The sequence below is a fragment of the Kitasatospora sp. NPDC085895 genome, assembly GCF_040702125.1.
Classification (GTDB): Bacteria; Actinomycetota; Actinomycetes; order Streptomycetales; family Streptomycetaceae; genus Kitasatospora; species Kitasatospora arboriphila.
This window is the reverse complement of record NZ_JBFBJY010000074.1, coordinates 19128-42910: the sequence shown is the minus strand read 5'-3', so window position 1 is coordinate 42910 and position 23783 is coordinate 19128. Positions and strand designations below refer to the sequence as shown.

The window sequence follows — 23783 nt, the reverse complement described above, 5'->3', positions numbered from 1 at the left end:
GACCTGTGCAATCTGGCACAACGACCGCACCGGCCAGCCCGTCATGCGCTCGCTGACCGCCTATGACCACTAACCCTTCGCATCATTCATCTAGTGCTTGCGGATGGTGGCGGCTTCGGCGAGGGCGAGGAGGGTGGGGCGGGCGGGGCCGTCGGCGAGGGGGGCGGCGTCGAGGGCGGCGAGGGACTGTTCGAGGAGTTCCCCGATGCGCCGTTCGACGCGGTCGGCCGCGCCGCTGCGCTCCACCAGACCGCGCAGGACGGGGATCTCCTCGGCCGCCAGGTCGGCCGCGCCGAGCCGCTCGTCGAGGTGCCGGGCGTCCGCGGGGGAGAGCCCCCGCATGGCGTGGGCGACGAGGAGGGTCCGCTTGCCCTCGCGGAGGTCGTCCCCGGCGGGCTTGCCGGTGACAGCGGGGTCGCCGAAGACGCCGAGCAGGTCGTCCCGGAGCTGGAAGGCCTCGCCGAGCGGCAGCCCGAACGCCCCGTAGGCCTCGACGAGTCCGGGTCCGGCGCCGGCGAGCAGGGCGCCGACCTGGAGCGGCCGTTCGATGGTGTACTTCGCGGACTTGTAGTGCAGGACGGTCTGCGCCCGGTCGAGCGCCCCGGCGTCGGCGGAGTCCCCGGCGACCGGTTCGAGGACGTCGAGGTACTGGCCGACCATGACCTCGGTGCGCATGAGGTCGAAGACGGGCTTGGCGGCCCGTACCGCGTCGTCCGGCAGCCCGGAGCTCTGGAACAGCTCGTCGCACCAGATCAGCAGCAGGTCGCCGAGCAGGACGGCGGCGCTGGCGCCGTACTGCTCGCGGTCGCCGCGCCAGCCGTGCTCGCGGTGCAGGCCCTCGAAGCGGCGGTGGACGGAGGGCAGGCCGCGGCGGGTGTCGCTGCGGTCCATGAGGTCGTCGTGGACGAGGGCGCTGGCCTGCAGCAGTTCGAGGGCGGCGGCGGCGTCGGCGATGCCGGGGTGGTCGGCGGAGCCGCCGGCGCCGCGCCAGCCCCAGTAGCAGAAGGCGGGCCGCAGCCGCTTGCCGCCGTCGAGCAGGAAGTCGCGCAGCGCCTCGGAGACCGGGCCGAGCTGGGGGGAGATGCCGGCGAGCAGGGTGCTCCGGCCGTCCATGAAGGCGGCGAGCGCGGCGTTCACGCGGTCGCGCACGGCCTCCCGGTCGATCGGGTTGGCCGGCAGGCTGGTGGAGGAGGGCACGGTGGGACTCCGGATCATTGGGCTGACAATCAGCCTATCCGGCGGTCGTCCGGGGCCCGAATCGGTCGTCCGCGCCGGTCGGCGCGGACCCGGGGGTGGCCCCGGTCACGCGGTGTCCCACGTGCACGTCTCATTCAGTGGACTACGTTTGGTCACCCTCCGCGCCTGACCGCTAGCCTGCCAGCATGGCACTCGGCATCCCCTCCACCCGGACCGACCACGCGCCGACCGTCCGGGACCTGCTGGCGGCCGGTGACCGCTCGTTCTCCTTCGAGTTCATGCCGCCGCGCAACGAGGTCGGCGAGCGCCGCCTCTGGGACGCGATCCGCCGGGTCGAGGCGCTCGACCCCAACTTCGTCTGCATGACCTACGGCGCCGGGGGCTCCTCGCGCAGCCGGACGGTCAACATGGTCGGCCGGATCGCGACCGAGACCACCCTGACCCCGGTCGCCCACCTGACCGCCGTCGACCACTCGGTGGCCGAGCTGCGCAACATCATCGGCCAGTACGCCGACGAGGGAGTGCGCAACGTGCTCGCGGTGCGCGGCGACCCGCCCGGCGACCCGGTGGGCGCGTGGGTCCGGCACCCGGAGGGCGTCACCTACGCCTACGAGCTGGTCGAGCTGATCAAGGGGATCGGCGACTTCTGCGTGGGCGTGGCCGCCTTCCCGCAGATGCACCCGCGGTCGGAGAACTGGGACGAGGACATCCGCCACTTCGTCGCCAAGTGCCGGGCCGGCGCCGACTACGCGATCACCCAGATGTTCTTCGAGGTGGAGGACTACCTGCGGCTGCGCGACCGGGTCGCGGCGGCGGGCTGCACCACGCCGATCATCCCGGAGATCATGCCGGTCACCAACATCCGGCAGCTGGAGCGCTTCCCGCAGCTGTCCGGCTCCGACTTCCCGGAGGAGCTGAAGGACCGCTTCCTGGCCCTCGCCGACGACCCGGACGCGGTGCGGGCGGTGGGCATCGAGCACGCCACCGCGATGTCCGAGCGGCTGCTCGCCGAGGGCGCGCCGGGCCTGCACTTCATCACCCTCAACCACTCCACCTCGACGCTGGAGATCTACCAGAACCTCGGCCTGCACCGGCGTTGAGGCCGGTCCTGCCGAGGATGCAGTGGTGTTCGCCCGCAGCCTGTACAGTCGCCCGCACATGCGGGGCGCGCGAGTGGAGGTAGCAGGATGGGCATCGGGTACCTGCTGCTGTACGCCGCACTCGCGATCGTCGCGCTCTGGCTGATCGCCGAACTGCTGCTGCAGAACCGTGCCCCGCTGGTGTGGCGCGGCGTCGCCCTGGCCGGCTTCCTCCTGGTGGTCGGCGGCATGCGGCTGCAGTCGGTGCTGGTCATCGGCATCGGTGCGGCCGCCTTCGCGGTCGGCCAGTTCTTCGTGACCACCTCGGTGAAGCGCGGTTTCGTCGCCGGCTGGTCGCTGCGCCGCGAGGACGGTGCCCTGCCCGGCCCGCTGGCCCGTGTCCCGCTGCTGAGCGCCGCCACCGGCGGTGCGGCCGGCGCCGAGGAGACGGCCCCGCCCGAGCCTCCGGTCGTCGGCGAGGTCGGCCCGGTCGAGCCCGACGTGGCCCTCGCCGCGTACACCGAGGTCGAGGAGGTCGCCGCCGACGGCGTCTACGCCGAGCCGCAGGCGTACCAGCAGCAGGAGCAGCAGGTCTGGACCCAGCAGGGCTTCCCGCAGCAGGCCACCCACCAGGACGCGTACGCCCAGCAGCAGGCCGGCTACGGCTGGGAGCAGCAGTGGGCGGCTCAGCAGCAGGTCGCCCACACCCAGTACCAGCAGCAGGACGCGTACGGCCAGCAGGACGCGTACGGCCAGCAGGCCGCCTACGCCCAGCAGGCCGCCTACGCCCAGCAGGCCGCCTACGCCCAGTACCAGCAGGACCCGTACGCCGCGCAACAGTTCGCCGCCCAGCAGGCGCAGCAGTTCCAGGCCCAGCAGCAGGGCCCGTACTCCCAGCAGGGCTGGGAGTACCAGCAGCAGTCGGCCGTCCCGCAGCAGCAGGGCCAGTACCAGCAGCAGACCTGGGACTACCAGCAGCAGGGCTGAGCCCGGCGGCCGGCCGTCAGGCCGGGCCGATCAGCCCGGCGGTGATCGAGGCGGACATGCCGACCCGGGCGAGCCCGCCGCCGGGGTGGGCGCCGCCGCCGATCCGGTACAGGCCCGGGACACCCGTCCCGTTCGGCGGGTTGAGGGTGCCGCCCGCCAGCGAGGGGGCGGGCACCCACGGCGTGGACCGCACCTCGCGCCACAGCACCCGCTCGCGCAGGTCCAGCCCGGACTTCGCCAGGTGGTCGAGCAGGTGGCCCGCGTAGGCGTCCAGGTCGTCGTCCTCGCGCACCCCGCAGGTGACGGTGAGGGTGACCGCCTCGTGGTCGGCGTCCGGCACCAGGGAGGGGTCGTCCGGCCGCAGCACCTGCACGGTCGGCCCCTCGGGGACGCTCTCCTCGTGCAGCAGCGCGTCCGTCTCCCAGCCCGCGCCCTCGGCGTGCACCACCGTCCGGTGCACGGTGCCCTCCGGCCGGGCCCCGCGCAGGGCGAGCAGCACCCGCACCCGGCCGAGCCCGCTGCCCGGCTTCTCCCACCCGAGGCCCGGGTCGGGCGAGGAGGAGAGCACCAGGTCGGCTTCGATCCGCTCGCCGTCGGCGGTGAGCACCCCGCAGGCCCGGCCGTCCTCGGTCAGCACCCCGGCGACCCGGGTGCCGAAGCGGAAATCCACCCGGCGCTGCTCGCAGCGGCGGAACACCGCGTCGGCCAGCGCCCGGATGCCGCCGCGGACGTACCAGACGCCGAAGGACTGCTCCATGTACGCCAGCACGGTCGCCCCGGCCGGAGCGTCCGGTCCGAGGCCGAACCGGGTCGCGTACTCGGTGAGCAGCGCCGTCAGCCCGGGGTGGCCGCCGAGTTCGCGGCGGGCCACGTCGCCGAGGGTGTACGAGCCGCGCGGCAGCCACTTGGCGGGGCCGCGGCGCGGCGGCCGCGGGTACGGGTCGGCGAGCCGGCCCTCGGGCAGCGGCTCCTCCATCAGCGGACGGCGGGTGGCCTCCCAGACCGCCCGGCCGCGGTTCATCACCTCGCCCCAGCGGTCGCCCGAGCCGGCGCCGAAGGCCGTGTCCAGGGCCTTGGCGACGCCGCCGCGGGAGGCGTTCGGCAGCACCAGGTCGGTGCCGTCGGGGAAGAGGTGCCGGCTCTCCGGCTCCACCGGGACGAGGTCGACCAGCTCCTCCAGCGGCTCCCGGCCGCTCTTCAGCGCCAGGTCCCGGTAGACGGCCGGCAGGTTGAGCAGGCCCGGCCCGGTGTCGAAGGCGAAACCGCCCCGCTCGTACCGGCCGACCATGCCGCCGTACGTCGGGGCGGCCTCGCACACCGTCACCCGGTGGCCGAGGGTGCCGAGCCGGGCCGCTGCCGCGAGTCCGGCCATGCCTGCGCCGATGATGACGATCCGTGCCATGGGCGCTCAGTCTACGGGCGAACCCGCGCAGGTCACCCGGGGGCTGCCGCCCCCGCGCCGTCGTCAGTACTGCGGCTGGACGGCCGCGGTGCGCGCGGCCCTGCGCTCGCGGCGGCGCTGGAGGAAGCGGCGGATGCGGGAGACCGCGAACCAGACCAGCAGCACCCCGACCACCAGCAGCACCGCGGCCGCCGAGGCCGCCACCCACGGGTGGAAGACCGCCAGGGTGACCAGGCCGGCCACCGAGAGGTCCTCCAGCAGGCTGACCACGATGTTCGAGGCCGGCTCGGGCGAGGTGTTGACCGCCATCCGCAGCGAGGCCTTGATGCCGTGGCTGACCAGCGCCGTCGTACCGCCGAGCGCGCCCGCTGCGATCTCGCTCAGCGAGCCGGGGTCGTTGCTCGCCATCAGCACGCCGACGACGGTGCCCGCGGCCGGGCGGATCACGGTGTGCACCACGTCCCACACCGAGTCCACGTACGGGATCTTGTCGGCCACCGCCTCGCAGAGGAACAGCACCGCGGCGGCGATCAGCACGTCCGTGCGCTCCAGCGCCGGCGGCACCGACTCGGCGCCGCCGAACCGGCCGAACAGGCCGAGCAGCAGGACCACGGCGTAGGCGTTGACACCGCTCGCCCATCCGCTGGTGAAGATCAACGGGATGATGCTCAACTCTGCTCCCCTCCGGCAGGGCCGCCCGACACCCGGGCGGTCGGGACGTACCGTACCGGTGCTCCAAGGACGCGCCGCACGGCCCGCCGGTTCCCGGGCGCCGGCCCGCCCGGGGACTGAGTACGGATACTCAGGGCCACGAATGAGTACGCCGACGGATACCCCCTGACCTGCGGGGACGCCATAGTGGTGGGCGCCGGGCGGGGTGAGCGCGAAGCACCGTCCGGGAAGCGACAGGGCCGTCCGCCGACCGTGGGGGACCGGCGGGCCTGCCTGGTCGCGTGCACGGGCCGTTCGGGGCCGCGCACCGCCGGCACGGGGCGGCGGAGCGCGGTCCGGGGGACGGCCCGACCGGGGGAGACCGGAGGCCGGGGGAACGGCCTCCGGCAGACGTGCGGGGCGGCGGTGCCCGGCCGGACGGCGACGGGGGTGCCGGTCCGGCCGTGGCGCCGCCCCCGCCGCTCCTCCCGCGGCCGTGCTCCCCGCACCCCCGGCGGACCGTTCGCACCCGGGATTGTCAGTGGCGGTTGCCACGCTGGAGTGGCGCGGGCCGCCCGGCCCGGGCAACCCGCATCGGACCGGGGGAGACCATGACCATCAGCCGCCCCGAGCGCGTCACCCGCCACCCTGTCGCCGAGACCCTGCCCGCCGGACGCACCCGCCCCGCCGACGTCCACCCCGTGGTGCGCCGGACGGGCGCCCCGCCCGCCGCCCTCGATCTGCTCCGCCAGGCCCACCGCACCCTCACCGCCGCCCGCGGCCTGCCGGACCCGCTGGAGCGCTACGCCACCGCCCACCTCGCCGCGCTGCGCACCACCGCCGCCGTGCTCGCGGTGCGCGGCCGGCCCGAGGGCAACCCGCGCCGCCGCAAGGCCATCCGCAGCGCCTGGGAGCTGCTGCCCGGGGTCGCCCCCGAACTCACCGAGTGGGCCGTCTACTTCGCCGCCGGCGCACGCCGCCGGGCCGCCGCCGAGGCCGGCATCCGTACCGCGGCGACCGCCCGCGACGCCGACGACCTGATCCGCAACACCGGGCTGTACCTGCGGATCGTCGAGCGCCTGCTGGGGCTGGGCCCGGCCGTCCCCCAGCAGCCCCTGCCGCTGGCGTAGGCCCTCTCTTTCGGGTCTTGCCGGGCGCGCGACGCCGGGCGCCCACCGCCGCACGCCGATCCGGCAAGACCCGAAAGAGAGGGCCCAGCTGCCCGCGGCCGTCGGGCGCCGTACGGCCGGCACCGCAGGGCCTAAGGTGGTGGCGTTCGGTGATCGATCCCAGTACCGAGGAGCTCCGCCGTGTACCCGACGCGCCCCCGCAGTGCCCTGCGTACCGCCGTGGTCTGGGAGGTGCTGCGCACCGCCCTGGAGCAGCGCACCGCGGAGCTCGACCGGCCGGTGCTGGACGTCCTCGACACGGGCGGCGGCACCGGCAACTTCGCGGTGCCGGTGGCCCGGCTCGGCCACCGCGTCACGGTCGTCGACCCGAGCCCGGACGCGCTCTTCGCGCTGGAGCGGCGCGCGGACGAGGCCGGGGTCACCGGCCTCGTCCGCGCCGTCCAGGGCGACACCCAGACGCTGCCCGAGGTGGTCGAGGCCGGCTCGGTGGACGCCGTGCTGTGCCACGGCGTGCTGGAGGTCGTCGACGACCCGGCGGAGGCGCTCGGCAGCCTCGCCGGCACGCTGCGCAAGGGCGGCCTGGTGAGCCTGCTCGCCGCCAACCGCAACGGCGCGGTGCTCGCCCGCGCCCTGGCCGGCCACTTCGCCGACGCCCGCGCGGTGCTGGACGCCGAGGACGGCCGCTGGGGCGCCGGCGACCCGATGCCGCGCCGCTTCACCGGCGAGGAGCTGTCCGGCCTGACCGCCGGGGCCGGCCTCCAGGTGCGTTCCGTGCACGGCGTACGGGTCTTCGCCGACCTCGTCCCCGGGGTGCTCGTCGACACCGAGCCGGGCGCGATGGAGGCCCTGCTCAAGCTGGAGCTGGCCGCCGCCGAGGAGCCCGCCTTCCACGCCGTCGCCACCCAGCTCCACCTGCTGGCCGCCCTCGTCTGAGCCCGCCGCCGGGCGCCGCCGCGCCCCTTGGGCTGCGGAGATTCCGATGATCCGGGCACTTGTGCGCGGGCAGGGGCGTTGGCACCGGTGCAGGGCGGCTCCGAAGTGGTCGATGGCACGTGTCCACGACCACCCCGAACAGGCCCTGTGGACCGTATGATCTGGGTAAAGCCGGAAAGCATGACACCCGAACGCCTGGGGCATATGGACCTCACAGGATCAGGCCCAGGGGTGGCGGACCGGTCGCCCCGCGACCGACGAGTAGGAGGACTCCGTGCCGCTCTCGGAGCACGAGCAGCGACTGCTCGAGCAGATGGAGCGAGCGCTGTACGCCGAAGATCCCAAATTCGCGTCAGCGCTTGAGGGAACCGGCCTGCGCACCTACACCCGTCGGAGGGTCTACCTGGCCGCCGCAGGGTTCGTGGCTGGCGTCGGTCTCCTGATGGGAGGCATGGTCGCCCAGCTGATCTGGGTGAGCGTGATCGGTTTCCTGGTGATGCTTGGCTGCGCGGTCCTCGCCGTGACCGGATGGCGACGCGGTGCCCTCGGGCACGGATCGGGCCCCAAGGTATCCCCCGCTCCCCGCCGCAAGGCGAACGTGATGGACCGGATGGAACAGCGCTGGCAACGCCGCCGCGACGAACACGACGGCCTCTAGGAACCACTGGAAGCACGAGCGACCGACCGCCGGGGGCGGGCAGTTCACCGAACTGCCCGCCCCCGGCGCCGTCGTCCGGCGGACCGGGAGCGGGACCGGTCAGGACCGGCCGTCCTCCTCGGGCGGACGACGCAGCACCCGGCGGACGGCCGTGCGCACCGCACCCGCCACCGCGTCGAAGCGGCCGCGCACCGCCTGCCGCACCGCGCCGACCCGCTCGGTGGCCCGCCACCACAGGCGCACCGCCGACGGCGGCAGCAGCACCGCCCGCAGCCGGCCGTACCGGCCGACCGACGCCCGCAGCGCCTCCCGGGTCGCGAGCACGTCCGCGCCGAGCGGCGGCACCGGCCCGGTCTCCCGGGCGTACAGCACCTGCTCGGTGGCGAGCGCCACCCGGCCCGCGGCCGCCTGCGCCTCGACGTCCAGCGAACCGAGCCGCGCGATCCGCGCCACGGTGCGGCGCGGCGTACTGGCGTCGTCCGGCGGGATGCCGAGGTCCCAGGCCGAGTCGATCAACTCCTGCCAGGCGGCCAGCACCTGCGCGTCGGTGAGCTCCGCGCGGTCGGCACCCGCCAGGTGCCGTCCGGCGCCGAGCCGGCGCCGCCGCAGCCTCGCCCGCCACAGCGCCGGCACCGCCAGCAGCACCAGGGCCAGCGCCACCAGCGAGAACGTCGCCAGCGCCCGCCAGGACAGCCACCACGGCTCGCCGTGCACGGCCTGGTCGGCGGCGGTCTGCTGGTCCGCGCAGTCCTCCGCGCGGTGGCCGCCGCCGCAGCTGTTGGCCGCACCCGGCGAGGCCGACGCGGCGCCGCTCGGCTCGTCGGTCGGCTGCGCCGTGGTCGCCCCGGCGGACGGGGCGGTCTCCGGCCGGGCGTAGCTCGGCGCGATCGCGCCCTGCCCGGCCGACGGCGTCGGCTCGAAGCGCACCCACCCGGTGCCCGCGAAGTACAGCTCCGGCCAGGCGTGGTAGTTGGTCGACCGCACCACGTACACCGAGCCGTCGCTGGAACTGCCCGGCGTGAAGCCGATCGCCACCCGGGCCGGGATGCCCAGGGTGCGGGCCATCGCGGCCATGGTCGACGCGAAGTGCACGCAGAAGCCCCGCCGGTCCTGGAGGAACTTCAGGATCGCGGTGCTGCCGGTGCCGGCCTCGATGTCGGTGTCGTAGTGGAACTGCGGCGAGGTGAACCAGTCCTGCAGTGCCACCGCGCGGTCGAAGGCGTTGTCCTTGCCCGCCGTCACCTCCTGCGCCGTCCTCGCCACCTGCGCCGGCAACGAGTCCGGCAGCTGCAGGTAGCGCCCGGGCAGGTCGGCGGGGACGGGGCCGGCCGAGCGCAGCTGCTCGGCGGTCGGCCGCACGTCCAGGCTGGTCACGTCGTACGTGAGGCCGTCCGTCTTCTGGCCGTCCGCGCCGACCACGGTGCGGGTCTCCGGCTCGTACCGCCAGTTGCCCTGCACCTTCACCGAGTTCGCCGGGTACGGCAGCGGCAGCCAGTCGGTGCGCAGGTTCTGCGAGATCGCCACGTGGGTGTCGGCCTGGGTGACCGCGACCGCCGAGGACAGGCCCGCGGGCTTCGGCAGCGGCTCGGGCCGCTGCTGCAGCTTCTGCGGGGAGAACCGCCAGTCGACGCCGTTGAACTCGTCCAGCGCGCCGATCCGCAGGTACATCTCGCCGACGGACTGCGCGGTGGTGCGGTACTGCAGCAGCGGCACCGCGTCCGTACGGTGCAGGCTCTCGGTCAGCGCCACCACCGGGTTCAGCGAGGTCACGTGGTACCCGGACCCGCTGCCGGAGCCCGAACCGCCGCTGCCGCCGATCGCCCCGACCAGCCCCAGGCCCGCCTGCGGCAGGAACGCCGGCACCGCCACCGCCAGCACCAGCGCGATCACACCGACCCGGTGCCCGCTGTGCACCGGTGGCGTGTTCGTCGCCTTGCCCCGGCCGCTGAACACCCGGCCCCAGCGCGACAGTCGGTCCTGGCCCTCGGCGCGCAGCAGCAGCAGGTAGCCGCCGGCCGCGGGCAGGAACCAGATCCACGAACCCGAGCCCACCCCGGACAGGCCGCAGCCCACCGAGTACAGCGCCAGCAGCGGCAGACCGGCCGCCGCCGCCCGCCGGTGGGTCACCGCCAGCGCGTCCACCAGCACCGCGATCAGGGCGACCGACCCGACCAGCACCAGCCGCAGGCCCGCCGTGTCCGGCGCGGGCACCGCGTACTGGCCGAGGTCCGTGCCCGCCTGGGTGAGCAGCCCGCTCAGTGCGTCCAGCGCCCGGCCGCCGGGCAGCAGCCCCCAGGCCATCGACCGGCGCACCGACAGCAGCATCAGCGCGTACAGCACGATCAGCAGCTGCAGCGGGGTCACCGCCCAGCCGGCGACGGCGAGGCGGCGCAGCCCGGTGCCCGCCCCGGCCGCGACCAGGACCAGCAGGACGGCCTGCACGAACCAGCCGTGCGTGGTGATCAGCGGCAGCAGGCACAGGGCGGTGAGCGCCGTCGCCGTCGCCGCGCTGATCGTCAAACGGGCCCGGGTGGTCACGCGCCGACCTCGTCTCGGTAGGGGCTCGACTGCTCGGTACGGTCGGCCGAACGCCACAGCTCGGGCAGCGAGGCGTCGGCCTTCACCGGCAGCACCGTCCAGCCGGCCCGCCGCAGCATCTTCTGCTGCTCCTCGAAGTCGCCGTCGGAGGTGTCCGGCAGCAGGTGCCGCAGCCCCGCCCAGGTCGCCGTGTCCAGCAGGAACAGCACCGCGCCGGCGGCCCGGCGGCGCAGCCCGCACAGCCGCTCCAACTGCTCGGAGTCGAGGGAGCCGACGATCGCGACCAGCAGGCCCTCGCCGCCGCGCAGCACCTCCTCGGCGCGGGCCAGCCCGCCGCCGTCGGAGTGGTCGACCACCGCGAGCTCGTCCAGCAACAGCCCGTTCGCCTCGGCCGGCGTCGTCGCGGCCGGGTTGCCCGCGGACGGCACCGCGCGGCCGGTGTCGGTGACCAGCCGCGTCCGGTAGCCGCGGTCGGCCAGGTGGACGCCGACGGACGCCGCGCAGCTCACCGCCCACTCGAAGGAGGAGCCCGGACCGGAGCCGCGGTGCGCGATCTCCCGGGTGTCCAGCAGCACCGCGGCGTGCGCCCGCAGCGGCTGCTCCTCGCGGCGGACCATCAGCTCGCCGTACCGCGCGGTGGACTTCCAGTGCACCCGGCGCAGGTCGTCGCCGTGCCGGTACTCGCGCGGGATCACGTCGTCGTCGCCGGCCAGCGCCAGCGCCCGGGCGTTGGTGTCGCCGTGCCCGGCCCGCTCGCCCGGCAGCCGCACCGGCGGCAGCGGCACGACCTGCGGCACCACCGTCAGCACGTCGGAGGCGTTGAACGAGCGGCCCAGCTCGCACATCCCGAACGGGTCGGACAGCCGCAGCTGCAGCGGGCCCAGCGGATAGCGGCCGCGCAGGTCGGAGCGGACCCGGTAGGACACCTCGCGGTAGCCGTGCGACTCGACCCGGTCCAGCACGAACCGCGGCCGCGGCCCGAGCACGTACGGGACGCGGTCCTCCAGCATCAGCACGCCGGTGGGCATCCGGGACACGTTGTCCAGCCGCAGGTGCACCCGGGCCTCGTGGCCCGCCGGGGTGCGGTGCGGGGACAGCCGGCGGCCGCCCGCCACCCGGTAGCGGGTGCGCAGCAGCCAGAGCGCGGAGACCAGCGGCAGCGCCGCCAGCAGCACACCCACCCGCAGCAGCGCGTCCTGCCCGAAGACGTACGCGCACAGCGAGGCGGTGATCCCGGCGGCGAGGAAGGACCGCCCCCGGGTGGTCAGCCCGTGCAGCCCCGCCCGCAGTCCGTGCGGCGCCTGCCCGGCCTGCGGCGGAGGGTTCTCGCCCGCGGCCACGTCAGCCGCGCCCCTGCGGACGGGGGATCGGCAGCCGCGCGACCAGGTCCAGCACGACCTGCTCGGCGGTGCGCCGGTTCATCCGGCTCTCGGCGGTCGGCAGCAGGCGGTGCGCCAGCACCGGCACGGCCAGCCCCTGGACGTCGTCCGGCACCACGTAGTCGCGGCCCTCCAGCGCGGCGGCCGCACGGGCCGCCCGCACCAGGTGCAGGGTGGCGCGCGGCGAGGCGCCGAGCCGCAGCTCCGGGTGGGAACGGGTGGCGGCGACCAGGTCGACCGCGTAGCGGCGCACCGCGTCGGCGACGTGCACCGAGCGGACCACCTCGATCAGCTTGAGGATGTCGGCGGCGTGCGCCACCGGCTGCAGGTCCTCCAGCGGATTGGCGCCGGCGTGCACGTCCAGCATCGCGAACTCGGCCTCGGGGCTGGGGTAGCCGATCGACACCCGGGCCATGAAGCGGTCCCGCTGCGCCTCGGGCAGCGGGTAGGTGCCCTCCATCTCGACCGGGTTCTGGGTCGCCACGACCATGAACGGCGAGGGCAGCTCGTAGCTGGTGCCGTCGATGGTGACCTGGCGCTCCTCCATCGACTCCAGCAGCGCCGACTGGGTCTTCGGCGAGGCCCGGTTGATCTCGTCGCCGACCACGATCTGCGCGAAGATCGCGCCCGGCCGGAACTCGAAGTCCCGCTGGTGCTGGTCGAAGACGTTGGTGCCGGTCACGTCGGAGGGCAGCAGGTCCGGGGTGAACTGGATGCGGCGCACCGTGCAGTCCACGGACCGGGCGAGTGCCTTGGCGAGCATGGTCTTGCCGACGCCGGGGACGTCCTCCAGCAGCAGGTGGCCCTCGGCCAGCAGCACGGTCAGTGCGATCCGGACGGCCTCCGGCTTGCCCTCGATGACGCTCTCCACCGACGCGCGGATGCGCTCGGCCACCGCGCCCAGCTCCTGGAGCCCCGCGGGCCTGCGCGCCGCGAAACCGTCGGAACGGGTCGCGCCCGCCGTGCCCTGCGTGTTGTAGGTCGTCACCCGTTCGCTCCCATGTGGACCACTTGTGCCGGCTCAGGTTGCCGGCCGACCGATGGCGCACCGCCCGGGCGGGCGTGCGAGTCCGTCGAGGAGCGGCACGGGCGGTGGGCGTGCGGCGGGCCGCCCCGGTGGATCGGGGCCGGGCCTGCACGGGCATTCTTCCCTGTCGTGCGGCCGGAAGTCACTCGGGCGGGCGAGACGCGTGCAGTGTCCCGGTTCGTCCCGGCACCACCGACGCCCGGGGCCGGGAGCCCCGGGCGCGGGAAGGGGACCCGGACGACGCCGGCCGGGTCGGAGCGGGTCGTCCGCCCCGGGCGGGGCGGACGCGGAACGGCAGGCTCAGTCGACTTCGCGGAGCAGGCCGGTGTGGACGTCGAAGACGAAGCCGCGGACGTCGTCGGTGTGCGGCACGAACGGCGAGGTGCGGACCCGCTGCATGGACTGCCGGACGTCGCCGTCCAGGTCCACGAACGCCTCCACCGCCCACTGCGGGCGCTGGCCGACCTCGGCCTCCAGCTCGCGGCGGAAGTCCTCGGTGAGGCCGAGCAGACCGCAGCCGGTGTGGTGGATCAGCACGACCGAGCGGGTGCCCAGGGCGCGCTGGCTGATGGTGAGAGAGCGGATGGTGTCGTCGGTGACGACACCGCCCGCGTTGCGGATGATGTGGGCGTCGCCGAGCTCCAGGCCGAGGGCGGCGAACAGGTCGAGACGGGCGTCCATGCACGCCACCACGGCGACCTTCTGCACGGGGCGGGCGTCCATGCCGCCGTCGCGGAAGTCGACCGCGTACTCGCGGTTCGACGCCACGAAGCGGTCGATGATGCCGGAGGCGGAGCTGGCAGCGGCGTTCGGCACGGGCCGGTCGGGGGTCACTGTCATGGTGACGAAGGTAATCCGAATCCCGGCGCCGTGGTGCGGGCGCCCCCGGGCTGTGATCGAGTCCATAGCCCCGCTGCGCCGCAGGCCGGGCGGGTTGCGCCGTTCCGCCCGGTATGCCCGGCGCGGACCGCGACGGTGCGCCCGGCCGGTCCGACGCGCCCACGGCACCCGTGACCTGCGCGGAGCCGTACCGCCGCCCGGGTGGCGCTCCGTCGGGGAGCGTTGACTCGGCGTGAGCGGGCGATAGTCTGGCGGCGCAGTGGAGCACTGCCCCGGCGCCCCGCCGACGCCCCCGGGCCGGCGAGGGGGCGCTCCCCGTACGCGGCCCGCGGCCTCCACCCGCTCCTGTGCCACCTGGCGCACCTTCCCCGGTGCCGGGCGGTCACTCCTTCCCCAGGCGAGCGGGCGGGGACCGCGGGCCGTGTGCACGCGGGCGGTCGCGGCCCGGCGGCCGGAGCCGCTCCGGCGGTGGGCGAGAATGGGGCCAGCCGTCCGGGCCCGGGCGGCCGCACCGAGGAAGGTCGCCACCGCGCAATGAGCAACGAGAGTCCGGCACCCAAGCACGTCCCCGTGATGCTGCAGCGCTGCATGGACGCCCTGGCCCCCGCGGCCGGTGCCCCCGGCGCGGTAGTGGTCGACGCCACCCTCGGCCTCGGCGGCCACAGCGAGGCGATCCTCACCCAGTTCCCCGGGGCCCGGCTCGTCGCGGTGGACCGCGACCCGGCCGCGCTGCGGCTCTCCGCCGAGCGCCTGGCCCCGTTCGGCGACCGGGCCACCCTGGTGCACGCCGTGTACGACGAGATCCCGCAGGTCCTCGACGACCTCGGCATCCCCGAGGTGCACGGCGTCCTGTTCGACCTCGGCGTCTCCTCGATGCAGCTCGACGAGGCCGACCGCGGCTTCGCCTACGCGCAGGACGCCCCGCTCGACATGCGGATGGACCAGACCCGCGGGCTGAGCGCCGCCGAGGTCCTCAACACCTACAGCCACGGCGACCTCGCCCGGATCCTCAAGGTCTACGGCGAGGAGCGGTTCGCCGGGAAGATCGCCTCGGTGATCGTCCGCGAACGGCAGAAGGAACCGTTCACCACCAGCGCGCGTCTCGTCGAATTGGTACGCAACGCCATCCCGGCGGCGACCCGGCGCACCGGCGGCAACCCGGCCAAGCGCACCTTCCAGGCCCTGCGGATCGAGGTCAACGGGGAACTGGAGGTGCTGGACCGGGCGATCCCCGGCGCGCTGGAACGCCTCGCGGTCGGCGGCCGGATCGTGGTCATGTCCTACCAGTCCCTGGAGGACCGCCTGGTCAAGCAGTACTTCCAGGCCGGCGCCACGTCCACCGCCCCGCCCGGGCTGCCGTTCGTGCCCGAGGAGCACCAGCCCTGGCTGAAGCTGCACACCCGCGGCGCGGTGCTGGCCACCGAGGCGGAGATCGAGGAGAACCGGCGCGCCGCGCCCGTCCGGCTCCGCGTGGCGGAGAGGATCAGGGCGACCCGGCGCTGACCGGGGCGGACGGCGAGCGAGGAACGGCGAGAGGGAGGGCGCGGTGCCGGTGGCCGGCGGTGGGCCCCTGCTGCCCGCGGGCGGGCGGGGCGGTCGGACCCGGAGGAGCGGCACGCTCCCCGGGCAGGCGGGACGGGGGAGGATCACCGCCCGTCCGCAGTCCCGGCCGGTCCGCGGACGGACACCGTTCGCCGTGCTGATCGTGGTGCTGCTCTCGGCCGGGCTGCTCGGCCTGCTGATGCTCAACACCGCCCTCAACGAGGGCTCCTTCGAGCTGTCCCGGCTGAAGAAGCAGACCACCGACCTCACCGACGAGAAACAGGGCCTGCAGGCGCAGATCGACCGGAACGCCGCCCCCGACGCACTGGCCCGCCGCGCCCGCGAACTGGGCATGGTGCCCGGCGGCGGCCCGGCCTTCCTGCAGGACGACGGCAAGGTGCTCGGCACGCCCGGCCAGGCCCAGGACAGCCCGCCGGTCAAGCGGCCCGACGACGCCGCTGCCGCCTCCGCCGTGCCCGCGGCCCCCTCCGCCGGCGCCCCGGCGCCGGCGTCCCCCTCGCCGACCGCGGGCGACGACGGGGTGCAGATCGCCCCCGCCCCGCCGGCCACGGCGACCCCGACGGCCCCGCACCCCGGGAGCGGACGATGAGCACACCGCGCCGGCCGCAGGGCCCCGGCGACCGCAGGCCGCACCGCCCCGGCGAGCCCGGCCGCAAACCCGCCGACCGGGCCCGCACCCCCCGCCCGCGCTCCGCCGACCAGGCCCGCCGGACGCCCCCGCGCCCGGACCGCGGCCGCGGCACCGACCCCCGGGCCGCCCGCCCGGCCCGCCGCCCGCAGCGCCCCGCCGCCCGCCCGCAGCCGCGCATGATCCGTCTCGCCGACCCGCGCAAGCGGCTGCGGCTGGCCGGCATCGCGCTGGTCGTCGTCTTCACGGTGTTCGCCGGACGGCTCGTCCAGCTGCAGCTGCTCGACTCGCACGCGCTCGCCTCCGAGGCCGGCGCCAACCAGTACGTGCCGGTCGTGCTGTCCGCGGAGCGCGGCTCGATAACGTCCAGCGACGGCACCGTCCTGGCGACCACCGTGGACGCCTACGACATCACCGCCGACCCCACGCTGTTCACCCCCGAGGCCACCCACGTCCCGGACGCGCCGGAGCAGGCCGCCGCGCTGCTCGCCCCGATCCTCGGCGTGCCGCAGGAGAAGATCGCCGGACTGCTGCACCTCAACCCGAAGAACCCGAAGAGCCGGTACGCGCTGCTCGCGCCCCGGCAGACCCCGGAGGCGAAGAACAGGATCGCCGACCTGCGCGCCGACCTGGCCAAGCAGGCCGACGGCAAGGCCTGCCGGGGGCAGCGGCAGCTGCTCGGCAAGCCCGTGGAGAAGGGCGGTCGCACCGCGGTCGACGCCGCCTGCGCCAACACCCTCGCCGGGGTGGTCTGGTCGCCCAGCAAGCGGCGGGTCTACCCGGCCGGCGACCTCGCCGGCAACCTGGTCGGCTTCGTCAACGCCGAGGGCACCGGCACCGGCGGCCTGGAGCTGCAGTTCCAGAAGGACCTCGCGGGCGTGGACGGCCGCTCCACCTACGCCTCGGTCGGCGGGCGGATCGTGCCCGGCTCCGGCGGCGGCATGCAGGCCCCGGTGCCCGGCACCGACCTGCGGCTGACCGTCGACAAGGACATCCAGTGGGCGGCCCAGCGGGCCATCACCGACCAGGTCGCCAACGCCGGGGCGGAGAAGGGCTACGTCGTCGTCCAGGACGTGAAGACCGGCCGGGTCCTCGCGATGGCCACCTCGCCCGGCCTGGACCCGAACAAGCTCGCCTCGGCCCGGCCCGAGCAGCTCGGCAACGCCGCCGTCCAGGACGCGTACGAGCCCGGCTCCACCGCCAAGCTGATGACCATGGCCGCGGTGCTGGACACCGGCACCGCGAGCTGGGACACCCACGTCACCGTGCCCAACACGCTGCAGCGCTCCGACCGGGTCTTCCACGACGACGTCGACCACGAGACCTGGTACCTGACGCTGGCCGGCGTGCTCGCCAAGTCCTCCAACATCGGCACCATCGAGGCCGCCGAGCACCTGGGCAAGGACCAGGCCGCGGCCAACAAGGTGCTCGGCGGCTACCTGCAGAAGTTCGGGATCGGGCAGCCCAGCGGCCTCGGCTTCCCCGGCGAGACCCGCGGCATCCTCGCCAAGCCGGAGGACTGGAAGGGCTCGCAGCAGTACACCATCCCGTTCGGGCAGGGCCTGTCGGTCAACGCCCTGCAGGCCACCTCGGTGTTCTCCACCATCGCCAACGGCGGGGTGCGGGTCGCGCCGAGCCTGGTCATGGGCACCACCGGCCCGGACGGCCGCTACACCCCGACCCCGCCGGGCGCGCAGACCCGGGTGGTCAGCGAGGCGACCGCGAAGACGCTCACCGAGATGCTGGAGTCCGTCGTCACCGACGAGCAGGGCACCGGCACCAAGGCGGCGATCCCCGGCTACCGTGTCGCCGGCAAGACCGGCACCGCCAACCGCGTGGACCCGAAGACCGGCCGGTACTCCGGGTACACCGCCTCCTTCATCGGCTTCGCGCCGGCCGACCAGCCCCGGGTCACGGTCTCCTGCGTGATCCAGGACCCGGTCAACGGCCACTTCGGCGGCCAGCTGTGCGGCCCGGTGTTCAAGCAGGTGATGGAGTTCGCCCTGAAGACCCTGCGGGTCGCGCCGAGCGGCAGCGAGGCGCCGAACCTGCCCGTCGACTGGAAGCCCTGATGGACGACGCCCCCGACCACCGCAGCAGCGATCCGCGCCCGGCGGAGCGGAACGACGGGGGCACCCCCGCCCGGTTTGGCCCTGGAGGCCCTTCGGCCGATACCCTGCCCGCCGTGCCGAAACCCGATCAAATCTCCGCGAGCCCGCCCCGCCCCTCCAGCCCGGCGGCGCTGCCGCTCGCCGAGGTCGCCCGACAGCTGGGCCTGGCGCCCGCCGAGGGCGCGGAGGACACCGGGGTCACCGGCATCACCCACGACTCCCGGGCGGTGCGCCCCGGCGACGTGTACGTGGCCTTCCCCGGTGCCAACCACCACGGCGCCGCCTTCGCCGGACAGGCGGTGGCGGCGGGCGCCGTCGCCGTGCTGACCGACCCGGCCGGCGCCGAGCTCGCCCGCGGGGCCGGCGCCCCGCTGCTGGTCGTGGACAACGTCCGCGGCGCCATGGGCCACCTCGCCGCCGCCGTGTACGGGCGCCCCAGCGAGCAGCTGCTGATGATCGGCCTGACCGGCACCAACGGCAAGACCACCACCTCGTACCTGGTCGAGGCCGGCCTGCGCGGCGGCGACCTGCTGCCCGGCGTGATCGGCACCGTCGAGATGCGGGTCGGCAGCGAGCGGATCAAGAGCGAGCGCACCACCCCCGAGTCCACCGACCTGCACGCCGTCCTCGCGGTGATGCGCGAGCGCGGCGCGGCCGCCGTCGTCATGGAGGTCTCCAGCCACGCGCTGGTCTTCGGACGGGTCGACGGCGTGATGTACGACGTCGCGCTGTTCAACAACCTCACGCCCGAGCACCTCGACTTCCACCCGGACATGGAGGACTACTACCGGGCCAAGGCCCGGCTCTTCCAGACCGACAAGGCCCGCCGCGGGGTGGCCAACTTCGACGACGCCTACGGCCGCCGGCTGGCCGCCGAGGCGCCGATCCCGGTGGTGACCTTCTCCGCGAAGGGCGACCCGGCCGCCGACTGGCGGGCCGTGGACGTCCAGCTCGGCCCGGCCGGCTCGACCTTCCGCGTGGTCGGCCCGGACGGCGCCGCCGCGGACGCCTCGGTGCCGCTGCCCGGCCCGTTCAACGTGGCCAACGCCCTCGGCGCGATCACCGCCCTGGTCACCGCCGGCGTGCCGCTGCACGCCGCGGCCGCCGGGGTCGCCGCCTCGACCGGCGTGCCCGGCCGCCTGGAGCGGGTCGACGCCGGCCAGCCGTACGTCGCCGTGGTCGACTACGCGCACAAGCCGGACGCCCTGCAGGCCGTCCTGGAGTCGCTGCGCGAGGTCACCAAGGGCCGGCTGCACGTCGTCGTCGGCTGCGGCGGCGACCGCGACCCGTTCAAGCGCGGCCCGATGGGCGCGATCGCCGCGCGGATCGCCGACACCGCCGTGCTCACCAGTGACAACCCGCGCTCCGAGGACCCGCTGGCGATCCTCACCGCGATGCTCGCCGGCGCCGCCGAGGTGCCCGAGCAGGAGCGCGGCGAGGTGCTGGTCGTCCCGGACCGCGCCGAGGCGATCCTGCACGCCGTCGCCCGGGCGCACGCCGGGGACACCGTCCTGGTGGCCGGCAAGGGCCACGAGGTCGGCCAGTACGCGAAGGGCGAGGTCCGCCCGTTCGACGACCGCGAGGAACTGCGCGAGGCCATCGCGCGGACCGTCCGCACCCAGCAGGCCCCCGCCCGCCCCGAGCAGGCCCCCGAAGGAGAGCAGCCGTGATCGCACTGACCCTGGCCGAGGCCGCCGCGGCGGTCGGCGGCACGCTCGACGGCGCCGACCCCGAGGCCCTGGTGACCGGACCGGTCGTGGTGGACTCCCGCCAGGTGCAGCCGGGCGGCCTGTTCGTCGCGGTGGCCGGCGAGCACGTGGACGGCCACGACTACGCCGCCGGGGCGGTCGACGGCGGTGCCGTCGCGGTGCTGGCCTCCCGTCAGGTCGGCGTGCCCGCGATCCTGGTGGACGACGTGGTGGCGGCCCTCGGCCGGCTCGCCCGCGCCGTCGTGGAGCGCGCCACCGGCACCGCCGTGGTCGCCCTCACCGGCTCCTCCGGCAAGACCAGCACCAAGGACCTCATCGCCCAGGTGCTGCAGCGCCGCGGCGAGACCGTCTACCCGCCCGGCAACCTCAACAACGAGATCGGGCACCCGATGACGGCCCTGCGGGTCGAACCGGGCACCAAGCACCTGGTGCTGGAGATGGGCGCCCGGCACAAGGGCGACATCGAGTACCTGACCGGCATCACCCCGCCCAGCATCGCGATCGTCCTCAACGTCGGCAGCGCCCACGTCGGCGAGTTCGGCTCCAAGGAGGGCATCGCGCAGGCCAAGGGCGAGATCGTCGAGGCGCTCGGCGCCGACGGCGTCGCCGTCCTCAACGCCGACGACCCGCTGGTGCGGGCGATGGCGAGCCGGACCAAGGGCCGCGTCGTGCTGTTCGGCGAGAGCCGGGACGCCCACGTCCGTGCAGCCGACGTTCGCCTGGACGCCACCGGCCGGCCGTCCTTCACGCTCATCACCCCGGCCGGTTCCGCACCCGTGAACCTGCGCCTGTACGGTGAGCACCACGTCTCGAACGCCCTCGCCGCCGCAGCGGTGGCGGTGGAGCTCGGGATGCCCGTCGACGACACCGCCGAAGCGCTCAGCGAGGCGGGTGCGCTGTCCCGCTGGCGCATGGAGGTCGTCGACCGGGCCGACGGTGTCACCGTCGTCAACGACGCCTACAACGCGAACCCCGACTCGATGCGGGCCGCGCTCAGGGCGCTGGTGTCGATGGCCGGCCGCGGCCCGGAGCGCCGCCGCACCTTCGCGGTGCTCGGGGAGATGCGGGAGCTCGGCGAGGACAGCCTCGACGAGCACGACGCCATCGGGCGGCTCGCCGTCCGGCTCGACGTCACCAAGCTGGTGGCGGTGGGCGGACGCGAGGCGGCCTGCATGGAACTCGGCGCGAGGAACGAAGGTTCGTGGGGTGAGGAGTCGGTGCTGGTGTCCGACGCGGACGCGGCGATCGAGCTGCTGCGCAGTCAGCTGCAGCCTGGGGACGTGGTGCTGGTGAAGGCCTCCCGTTCGGCCGGCCTGGAGAAGGTCGCCGAGGCCCTGCTCGCCGATGGGGCCGCTCAGTGAAGCAGATCCTCTTCTCCGGCGGCATCGGCCTGATCCTGTCGCTGCTGGGCACGCCCGCCCTGATCAAGCTGCTGGCCCGGCACGGCTACGGCCAGTACATCCGCGACGACGGCCCCAAGGCCCACCACAGCAAGCGCGGCACCCCCACCATGGGCGGCATCGCGTTCATCCTGGCGACGCTGATCGCCTACTTCGCCACCAAGGCGATAACGGGCGAGTCGCCCACGGCTTCCGGCCTGCTGGTGCTGTTCCTGACAGTGGGTCTGGGCCTGGTCGGCTTCCTCGACGACTACATCAAGGTGGTCAAGCGCCGCTCCCTCGGCCTGCGGGCCAAGGCGAAGCTGTTCGGCCAGTCCTTCGTGGGCCTCGCGTTCGCCGTCCTGTCGATGCAGTTCGCCGACAGCCGCAACCAGACGCCCGCCTCCACCCACCTGTCGTTCGTCAACGACTTCAAGTGGTCCATCGGCCCGGTGCTCTTCGTCATCTGGGCCTACTTCATGATCGCCGCGATGTCGAACGGCGTGAACCTCACCGACGGCCTCGACGGCCTCGCCACCGGCGCCTCGGTGATGGTCTTCGGCGCCTACGTCTTCATCGGCGTCTGGCAGTACGGCCAGACCTGCGCCCACATGATCACCGCCACCGCGAACTGCTACGACGTCCGCGACCCGCTGGACCTCGCCGTCGTCGCCTCCGCCCTGATGGGCTCCTGCTTCGGCTTCCTGTGGTGGAACACCTCGCCCGCCAAGATCTTCATGGGTGACACCGGCTCGCTCGCCCTCGGCGGCGCCCTCGCCGGCCTCGCCATCTGCTCCCGCACCGAACTGCTGCTGGCCCTGCTCGGCGGCCTGTTCGTGATCATCACCCTGTCCGTGATCATCCAGGTCGGCTCGTTCCGGATGACCGGCAAGCGCGTCTTCAAGATGGCGCCGCTCCAGCACCACTTCGAGCTCAAGGGCTGGAGCGAGGTGCTCATCGTCGTCCGCTTCTGGATCATCCAGGGCCTGTGCGTCGCGGTCGGCCTCGGACTCTTCTACGCAGGATGGGTGGCCGGATGACGGACAACCCCGACTGGAACGGCCTGAGGACCGTCGTGGCGGGCCTCGGCCTGTCCGGCGTCAGCGCCGCCCGGGTGCTGCGCGACCTCGGCGCCGAGGTCACCGTCGTCGACGGCGGCGACGGCCCCGCACTGCGCGCCAAGGCCGCCGACCTCACCGGCATCGCCGTCCGCCTCGGCGACGGCGACACCCTCCCCGAGGGCACCGAACTGATCGTCACCTCGCCCGGCTGGCCGCCGAACAGCCCGCTGTTCGCCGCCGCCGAGCAGGCCGGCGTCCCCGTCTGGGGCGACGTCGAACTCGCCTGGCGGCTGCGCCGCCCGCACCCGGCGACCGGAGAGCCCGCCCCCTGGCTGGCCGTCACCGGCACCAACGGCAAGACCACCACCGTCCAGATGCTCGCCTCGATCCTCACCGCGGCGGGCGCGCGGACGGCCGCCGTCGGCAACGTCGGCGTCTCCGTCCTGGACGCGGTGCTCGCCGAGGAGCCCTACGACGTCCTCGCCGTCGAACTCTCCAGCTACCAGCTGCACTGGGCGCCCTCGCTGCGCCCGCACTCGGCGGCCGTCCTCAACCTGGCCCCCGACCACCTCGACTGGCACGGGTCGATGGAGGCGTACGCCGCCGACAAGGGCCGCATCTACGAGGGCAACGAGGTCGCCTGCGTCTACAACCTGGCCGACCCGGCCACCGAGGCGCTGGTCCGCGAGGCCGACGTCGAGGAGGGCTGCCGGGCGATCGGCTTCGGGCTCGACGCCCCGGGCCCGTCGAACCTCGGCGTCGTCGACGGCCTGCTCGTCGACCGCGCCTTCGTCGAGGACCGGGCCAACAACGCGGCCGAGATCGGCGCCGTCTCCGACGTCGTGCCGGCCGCCCCGCACAACGTCGCCAACGCGCTCGCCGCGGCCGCCCTCGCCCGCGCCTACGGCGTGGACGCCAAGGCCGTCCGCGACGGCCTGCGCGCCTTCCGCCCCGACGCGCACCGGATCGCCCGGGTCGCGGTGGTGGACGAGGTCACCTACGTCGACGACTCCAAGGCCACCAACACCCACGCCGCGGCGGCCTCGCTCGCCGCGTACGAACCGGTGGTCTGGATCGCCGGCGGACTCGCCAAGGGCGCCACCTTCGACGAGCTCGTCGCGGCCGCCGCCGACCGCCTGCGGGCGGCCGTGCTGATCGGCCAGGACCGCGGCCTGATCCGCGAGGCGCTGCTGCGACACGCCCCGGATGTCCCCGTCGTCGAAGCCGCCGCGGGACAGACTGGCGCCGAGGCGATGGCCGACGTCGTCCGGACGGCGGCCTCGCTGGCGAAGCCCGGGGACACCGTCCTGCTGGCGCCCGCCTGCGCCTCGATGGACATGTTCACCAACTACGGCGAACGCGGCGACCTCTTCGCCGCCGCGGTCCTGGACCTGATGGAATAGCGGGACAGGCCGGACGGCACCAGCGGCCGTCCGGCCCGAGCGCGGAAGAGACAGGGGGAGCAGGTGTCCGGTGAGGGCAAGGCGGGAACGGCCGCCCCACCGGAGCGC

General features: G+C 74.8%; 19 protein-coding genes. 12 read left to right on the top strand and 7 right to left on the bottom strand.

All coding sequences use genetic code 11. The features are described from left to right. Positions 1-90: 90 nt before the first annotated feature. Positions 91-1215: a polyprenyl synthetase family protein gene (locus AB0442_RS32795; RefSeq protein WP_366167268.1), complete on the bottom strand. Its 1125-nt coding sequence runs from the start codon at positions 1213-1215 to the stop codon at positions 91-93. 167 nt (positions 1216-1382) lie between these two features. Between AB0442_RS32795 and metF the strand changes: the two genes are divergently transcribed. Together metF and AB0442_RS32785 are read left to right on the top strand one after the other, a co-directional pair. Continuing rightward, positions 1383-2297 carry a methylenetetrahydrofolate reductase [NAD(P)H] gene (gene metF / locus AB0442_RS32790; protein ID WP_366167267.1) on the top strand — a complete coding sequence of 305 codons (915 nt, stop codon included), beginning with the start codon at positions 1383-1385 and terminating at the stop codon, positions 2295-2297. A gap of 87 nt (positions 2298-2384) precedes the next feature. Continuing rightward, complete coding sequence (locus AB0442_RS32785) at positions 2385-3263, top strand: hypothetical protein (protein WP_366167266.1); 879 nt, start codon at positions 2385-2387, stop codon at positions 3261-3263. A gap of 16 nt (positions 3264-3279) precedes the next feature. Here the strand turns inward: AB0442_RS32785 and AB0442_RS32780 are convergent, their stop codons facing one another. Further along, positions 3280-4665, bottom strand: a complete 1386-nt coding sequence (locus AB0442_RS32780) for an FAD-dependent oxidoreductase (RefSeq protein WP_366167264.1) — start codon at positions 4663-4665, stop codon at positions 3280-3282. Between the two features lie 63 nt (positions 4666-4728). Beyond that, a complete protein-coding gene (locus AB0442_RS32775; protein ID WP_363548489.1) occupies positions 4729-5337 on the bottom strand; it encodes a DUF4126 domain-containing protein in 609 nt (202 codons plus the stop codon). Positions 5338-5927: 590 nt separating this feature from the next. Between AB0442_RS32775 and AB0442_RS32770 the strand changes: the two genes are divergently transcribed. From AB0442_RS32770 to AB0442_RS32760, 3 genes are all read left to right on the top strand, one after another. Then, positions 5928-6446, top strand: a complete 519-nt coding sequence (locus AB0442_RS32770) for an SAV_6107 family HEPN domain-containing protein (RefSeq protein ID WP_366167262.1) — start codon at positions 5928-5930, stop codon at positions 6444-6446. A 180-nt stretch (positions 6447-6626) separates the two neighbouring features. Continuing rightward, positions 6627-7379: a methyltransferase domain-containing protein gene (locus tag AB0442_RS32765; protein WP_366167260.1), complete on the top strand. Its 753-nt coding sequence runs from the start codon at positions 6627-6629 to the stop codon at positions 7377-7379. 274 nt (positions 7380-7653) lie between these two features. Beyond that, positions 7654-8037 carry a DUF3040 domain-containing protein gene (locus tag AB0442_RS32760; protein WP_366167258.1) on the top strand — a complete coding sequence of 128 codons (384 nt, stop codon included), beginning with the start codon at positions 7654-7656 and terminating at the stop codon, positions 8035-8037. A 99-nt stretch (positions 8038-8136) separates the two neighbouring features. Here the strand turns inward: AB0442_RS32760 and AB0442_RS32755 are convergent, their stop codons facing one another. The 4 genes from AB0442_RS32755 to AB0442_RS32740 form a co-directional block, all read right to left on the bottom strand. Then, positions 8137-10575 (bottom strand): DUF3488 and transglutaminase-like domain-containing protein, encoded by a 2439-nt coding sequence (locus tag AB0442_RS32755; protein WP_366167256.1) that lies wholly within the window; start codon positions 10573-10575, stop codon positions 8137-8139. Further along, positions 10572-11915, bottom strand: coding sequence for a DUF58 domain-containing protein (locus tag AB0442_RS32750; protein ID WP_366167254.1), 1344 nt, complete (start codon positions 11913-11915; stop codon positions 10572-10574). The genes AB0442_RS32755 and AB0442_RS32750 overlap by 4 nt, the downstream gene beginning before the upstream one ends. Position 11916: 1 nt before the next feature. Then, entirely contained in the window at positions 11917-12858 is a 942-nt protein-coding gene (locus tag AB0442_RS32745) for a MoxR family ATPase (protein ID WP_344628022.1), read from the bottom strand. Positions 12859-13281: 423 nt separating this feature from the next. Next, positions 13282-13821 carry a carbonic anhydrase gene (locus AB0442_RS32740; protein ID WP_344628012.1) on the bottom strand — a complete coding sequence of 180 codons (540 nt, stop codon included), beginning with the start codon at positions 13819-13821 and terminating at the stop codon, positions 13282-13284. A 534-nt stretch (positions 13822-14355) separates the two neighbouring features. On the opposite strand from AB0442_RS32740, the gene rsmH reads away from it, so the two are divergent. From rsmH to murD, 7 genes are all read left to right on the top strand, one after another. After that, on the top strand, positions 14356-15324 hold the full coding sequence (rsmH, locus tag AB0442_RS32735; RefSeq protein WP_344628011.1) for a 16S rRNA (cytosine(1402)-N(4))-methyltransferase RsmH: 969 nt from the start codon (positions 14356-14358) through the stop codon (positions 15322-15324). Positions 15325-15517: 193 nt separating this feature from the next. Continuing rightward, on the top strand, positions 15518-15973 hold the full coding sequence (locus AB0442_RS32730; protein ID WP_366167252.1) for a cell division protein FtsL: 456 nt from the start codon (positions 15518-15520) through the stop codon (positions 15971-15973). Beyond that, positions 15970-18084 carry a penicillin-binding protein 2 gene (locus AB0442_RS32725; RefSeq protein ID WP_366167250.1) on the top strand — a complete coding sequence of 705 codons (2115 nt, stop codon included), beginning with the start codon at positions 15970-15972 and terminating at the stop codon, positions 18082-18084. Before AB0442_RS32730 ends, AB0442_RS32725 begins: the two co-directional genes overlap by 4 nt. A 131-nt stretch (positions 18085-18215) precedes the next feature. Beyond that, the gene (locus AB0442_RS32720; protein WP_366167270.1) at positions 18216-19793 is read left to right on the top strand and encodes a UDP-N-acetylmuramoyl-L-alanyl-D-glutamate--2,6-diaminopimelate ligase; all 1578 of its coding nucleotides are present in this window, start codon (positions 18216-18218) and stop codon (positions 19791-19793) included. Next, positions 19790-21193: a UDP-N-acetylmuramoyl-tripeptide--D-alanyl-D-alanine ligase gene (gene murF, locus AB0442_RS32715; protein WP_366167248.1), complete on the top strand. Its 1404-nt coding sequence runs from the start codon at positions 19790-19792 to the stop codon at positions 21191-21193. The genes AB0442_RS32720 and murF overlap by 4 nt, the downstream gene beginning before the upstream one ends. Next, on the top strand, positions 21190-22251 hold the full coding sequence (gene mraY / locus AB0442_RS32710; RefSeq protein WP_363548505.1) for a phospho-N-acetylmuramoyl-pentapeptide-transferase: 1062 nt from the start codon (positions 21190-21192) through the stop codon (positions 22249-22251). The genes murF and mraY overlap by 4 nt, the downstream gene beginning before the upstream one ends. Next, positions 22248-23675: a UDP-N-acetylmuramoyl-L-alanine--D-glutamate ligase gene (gene murD, locus AB0442_RS32705; protein WP_366167245.1), complete on the top strand. Its 1428-nt coding sequence runs from the start codon at positions 22248-22250 to the stop codon at positions 23673-23675. Before mraY ends, murD begins: the two co-directional genes overlap by 4 nt. The last annotated feature ends 108 nt before the right edge of the window (positions 23676-23783 follow it).

Excerpts from the sequence above, each read along its gene's own strand:
- murD (WP_366167245.1), top strand. The coding sequence starts at position 22,248 with ATGACGGACAACCCCGACTGGAACGGCCTGAGGACCGTCGTGGCGGGC.
- AB0442_RS32780 (WP_366167264.1), bottom strand. The coding sequence starts at position 4,665 with ATGGCACGGATCGTCATCATCGGCGCAGGCATGGCCGGACTCGCGGCA.
- AB0442_RS32740 (WP_344628012.1), bottom strand. The coding sequence starts at position 13,821 with ATGACAGTGACCCCCGACCGGCCCGTGCCGAACGCCGCTGCCAGCTCC.
- rsmH (WP_344628011.1), top strand. The coding sequence starts at position 14,356 with ATGAGCAACGAGAGTCCGGCACCCAAGCACGTCCCCGTGATGCTGCAG.
- metF (WP_366167267.1), top strand. The coding sequence starts at position 1,383 with ATGGCACTCGGCATCCCCTCCACCCGGACCGACCACGCGCCGACCGTC.
- AB0442_RS32785 (WP_366167266.1), top strand. The coding sequence starts at position 2,385 with ATGGGCATCGGGTACCTGCTGCTGTACGCCGCACTCGCGATCGTCGCG.
- AB0442_RS32770 (WP_366167262.1), top strand. The coding sequence starts at position 5,928 with ATGACCATCAGCCGCCCCGAGCGCGTCACCCGCCACCCTGTCGCCGAG.
- AB0442_RS32725 (WP_366167250.1), top strand. The coding sequence starts at position 15,970 with ATGAGCACACCGCGCCGGCCGCAGGGCCCCGGCGACCGCAGGCCGCAC.
- AB0442_RS32795 (WP_366167268.1), bottom strand. The coding sequence starts at position 1,215 with ATGATCCGGAGTCCCACCGTGCCCTCCTCCACCAGCCTGCCGGCCAAC.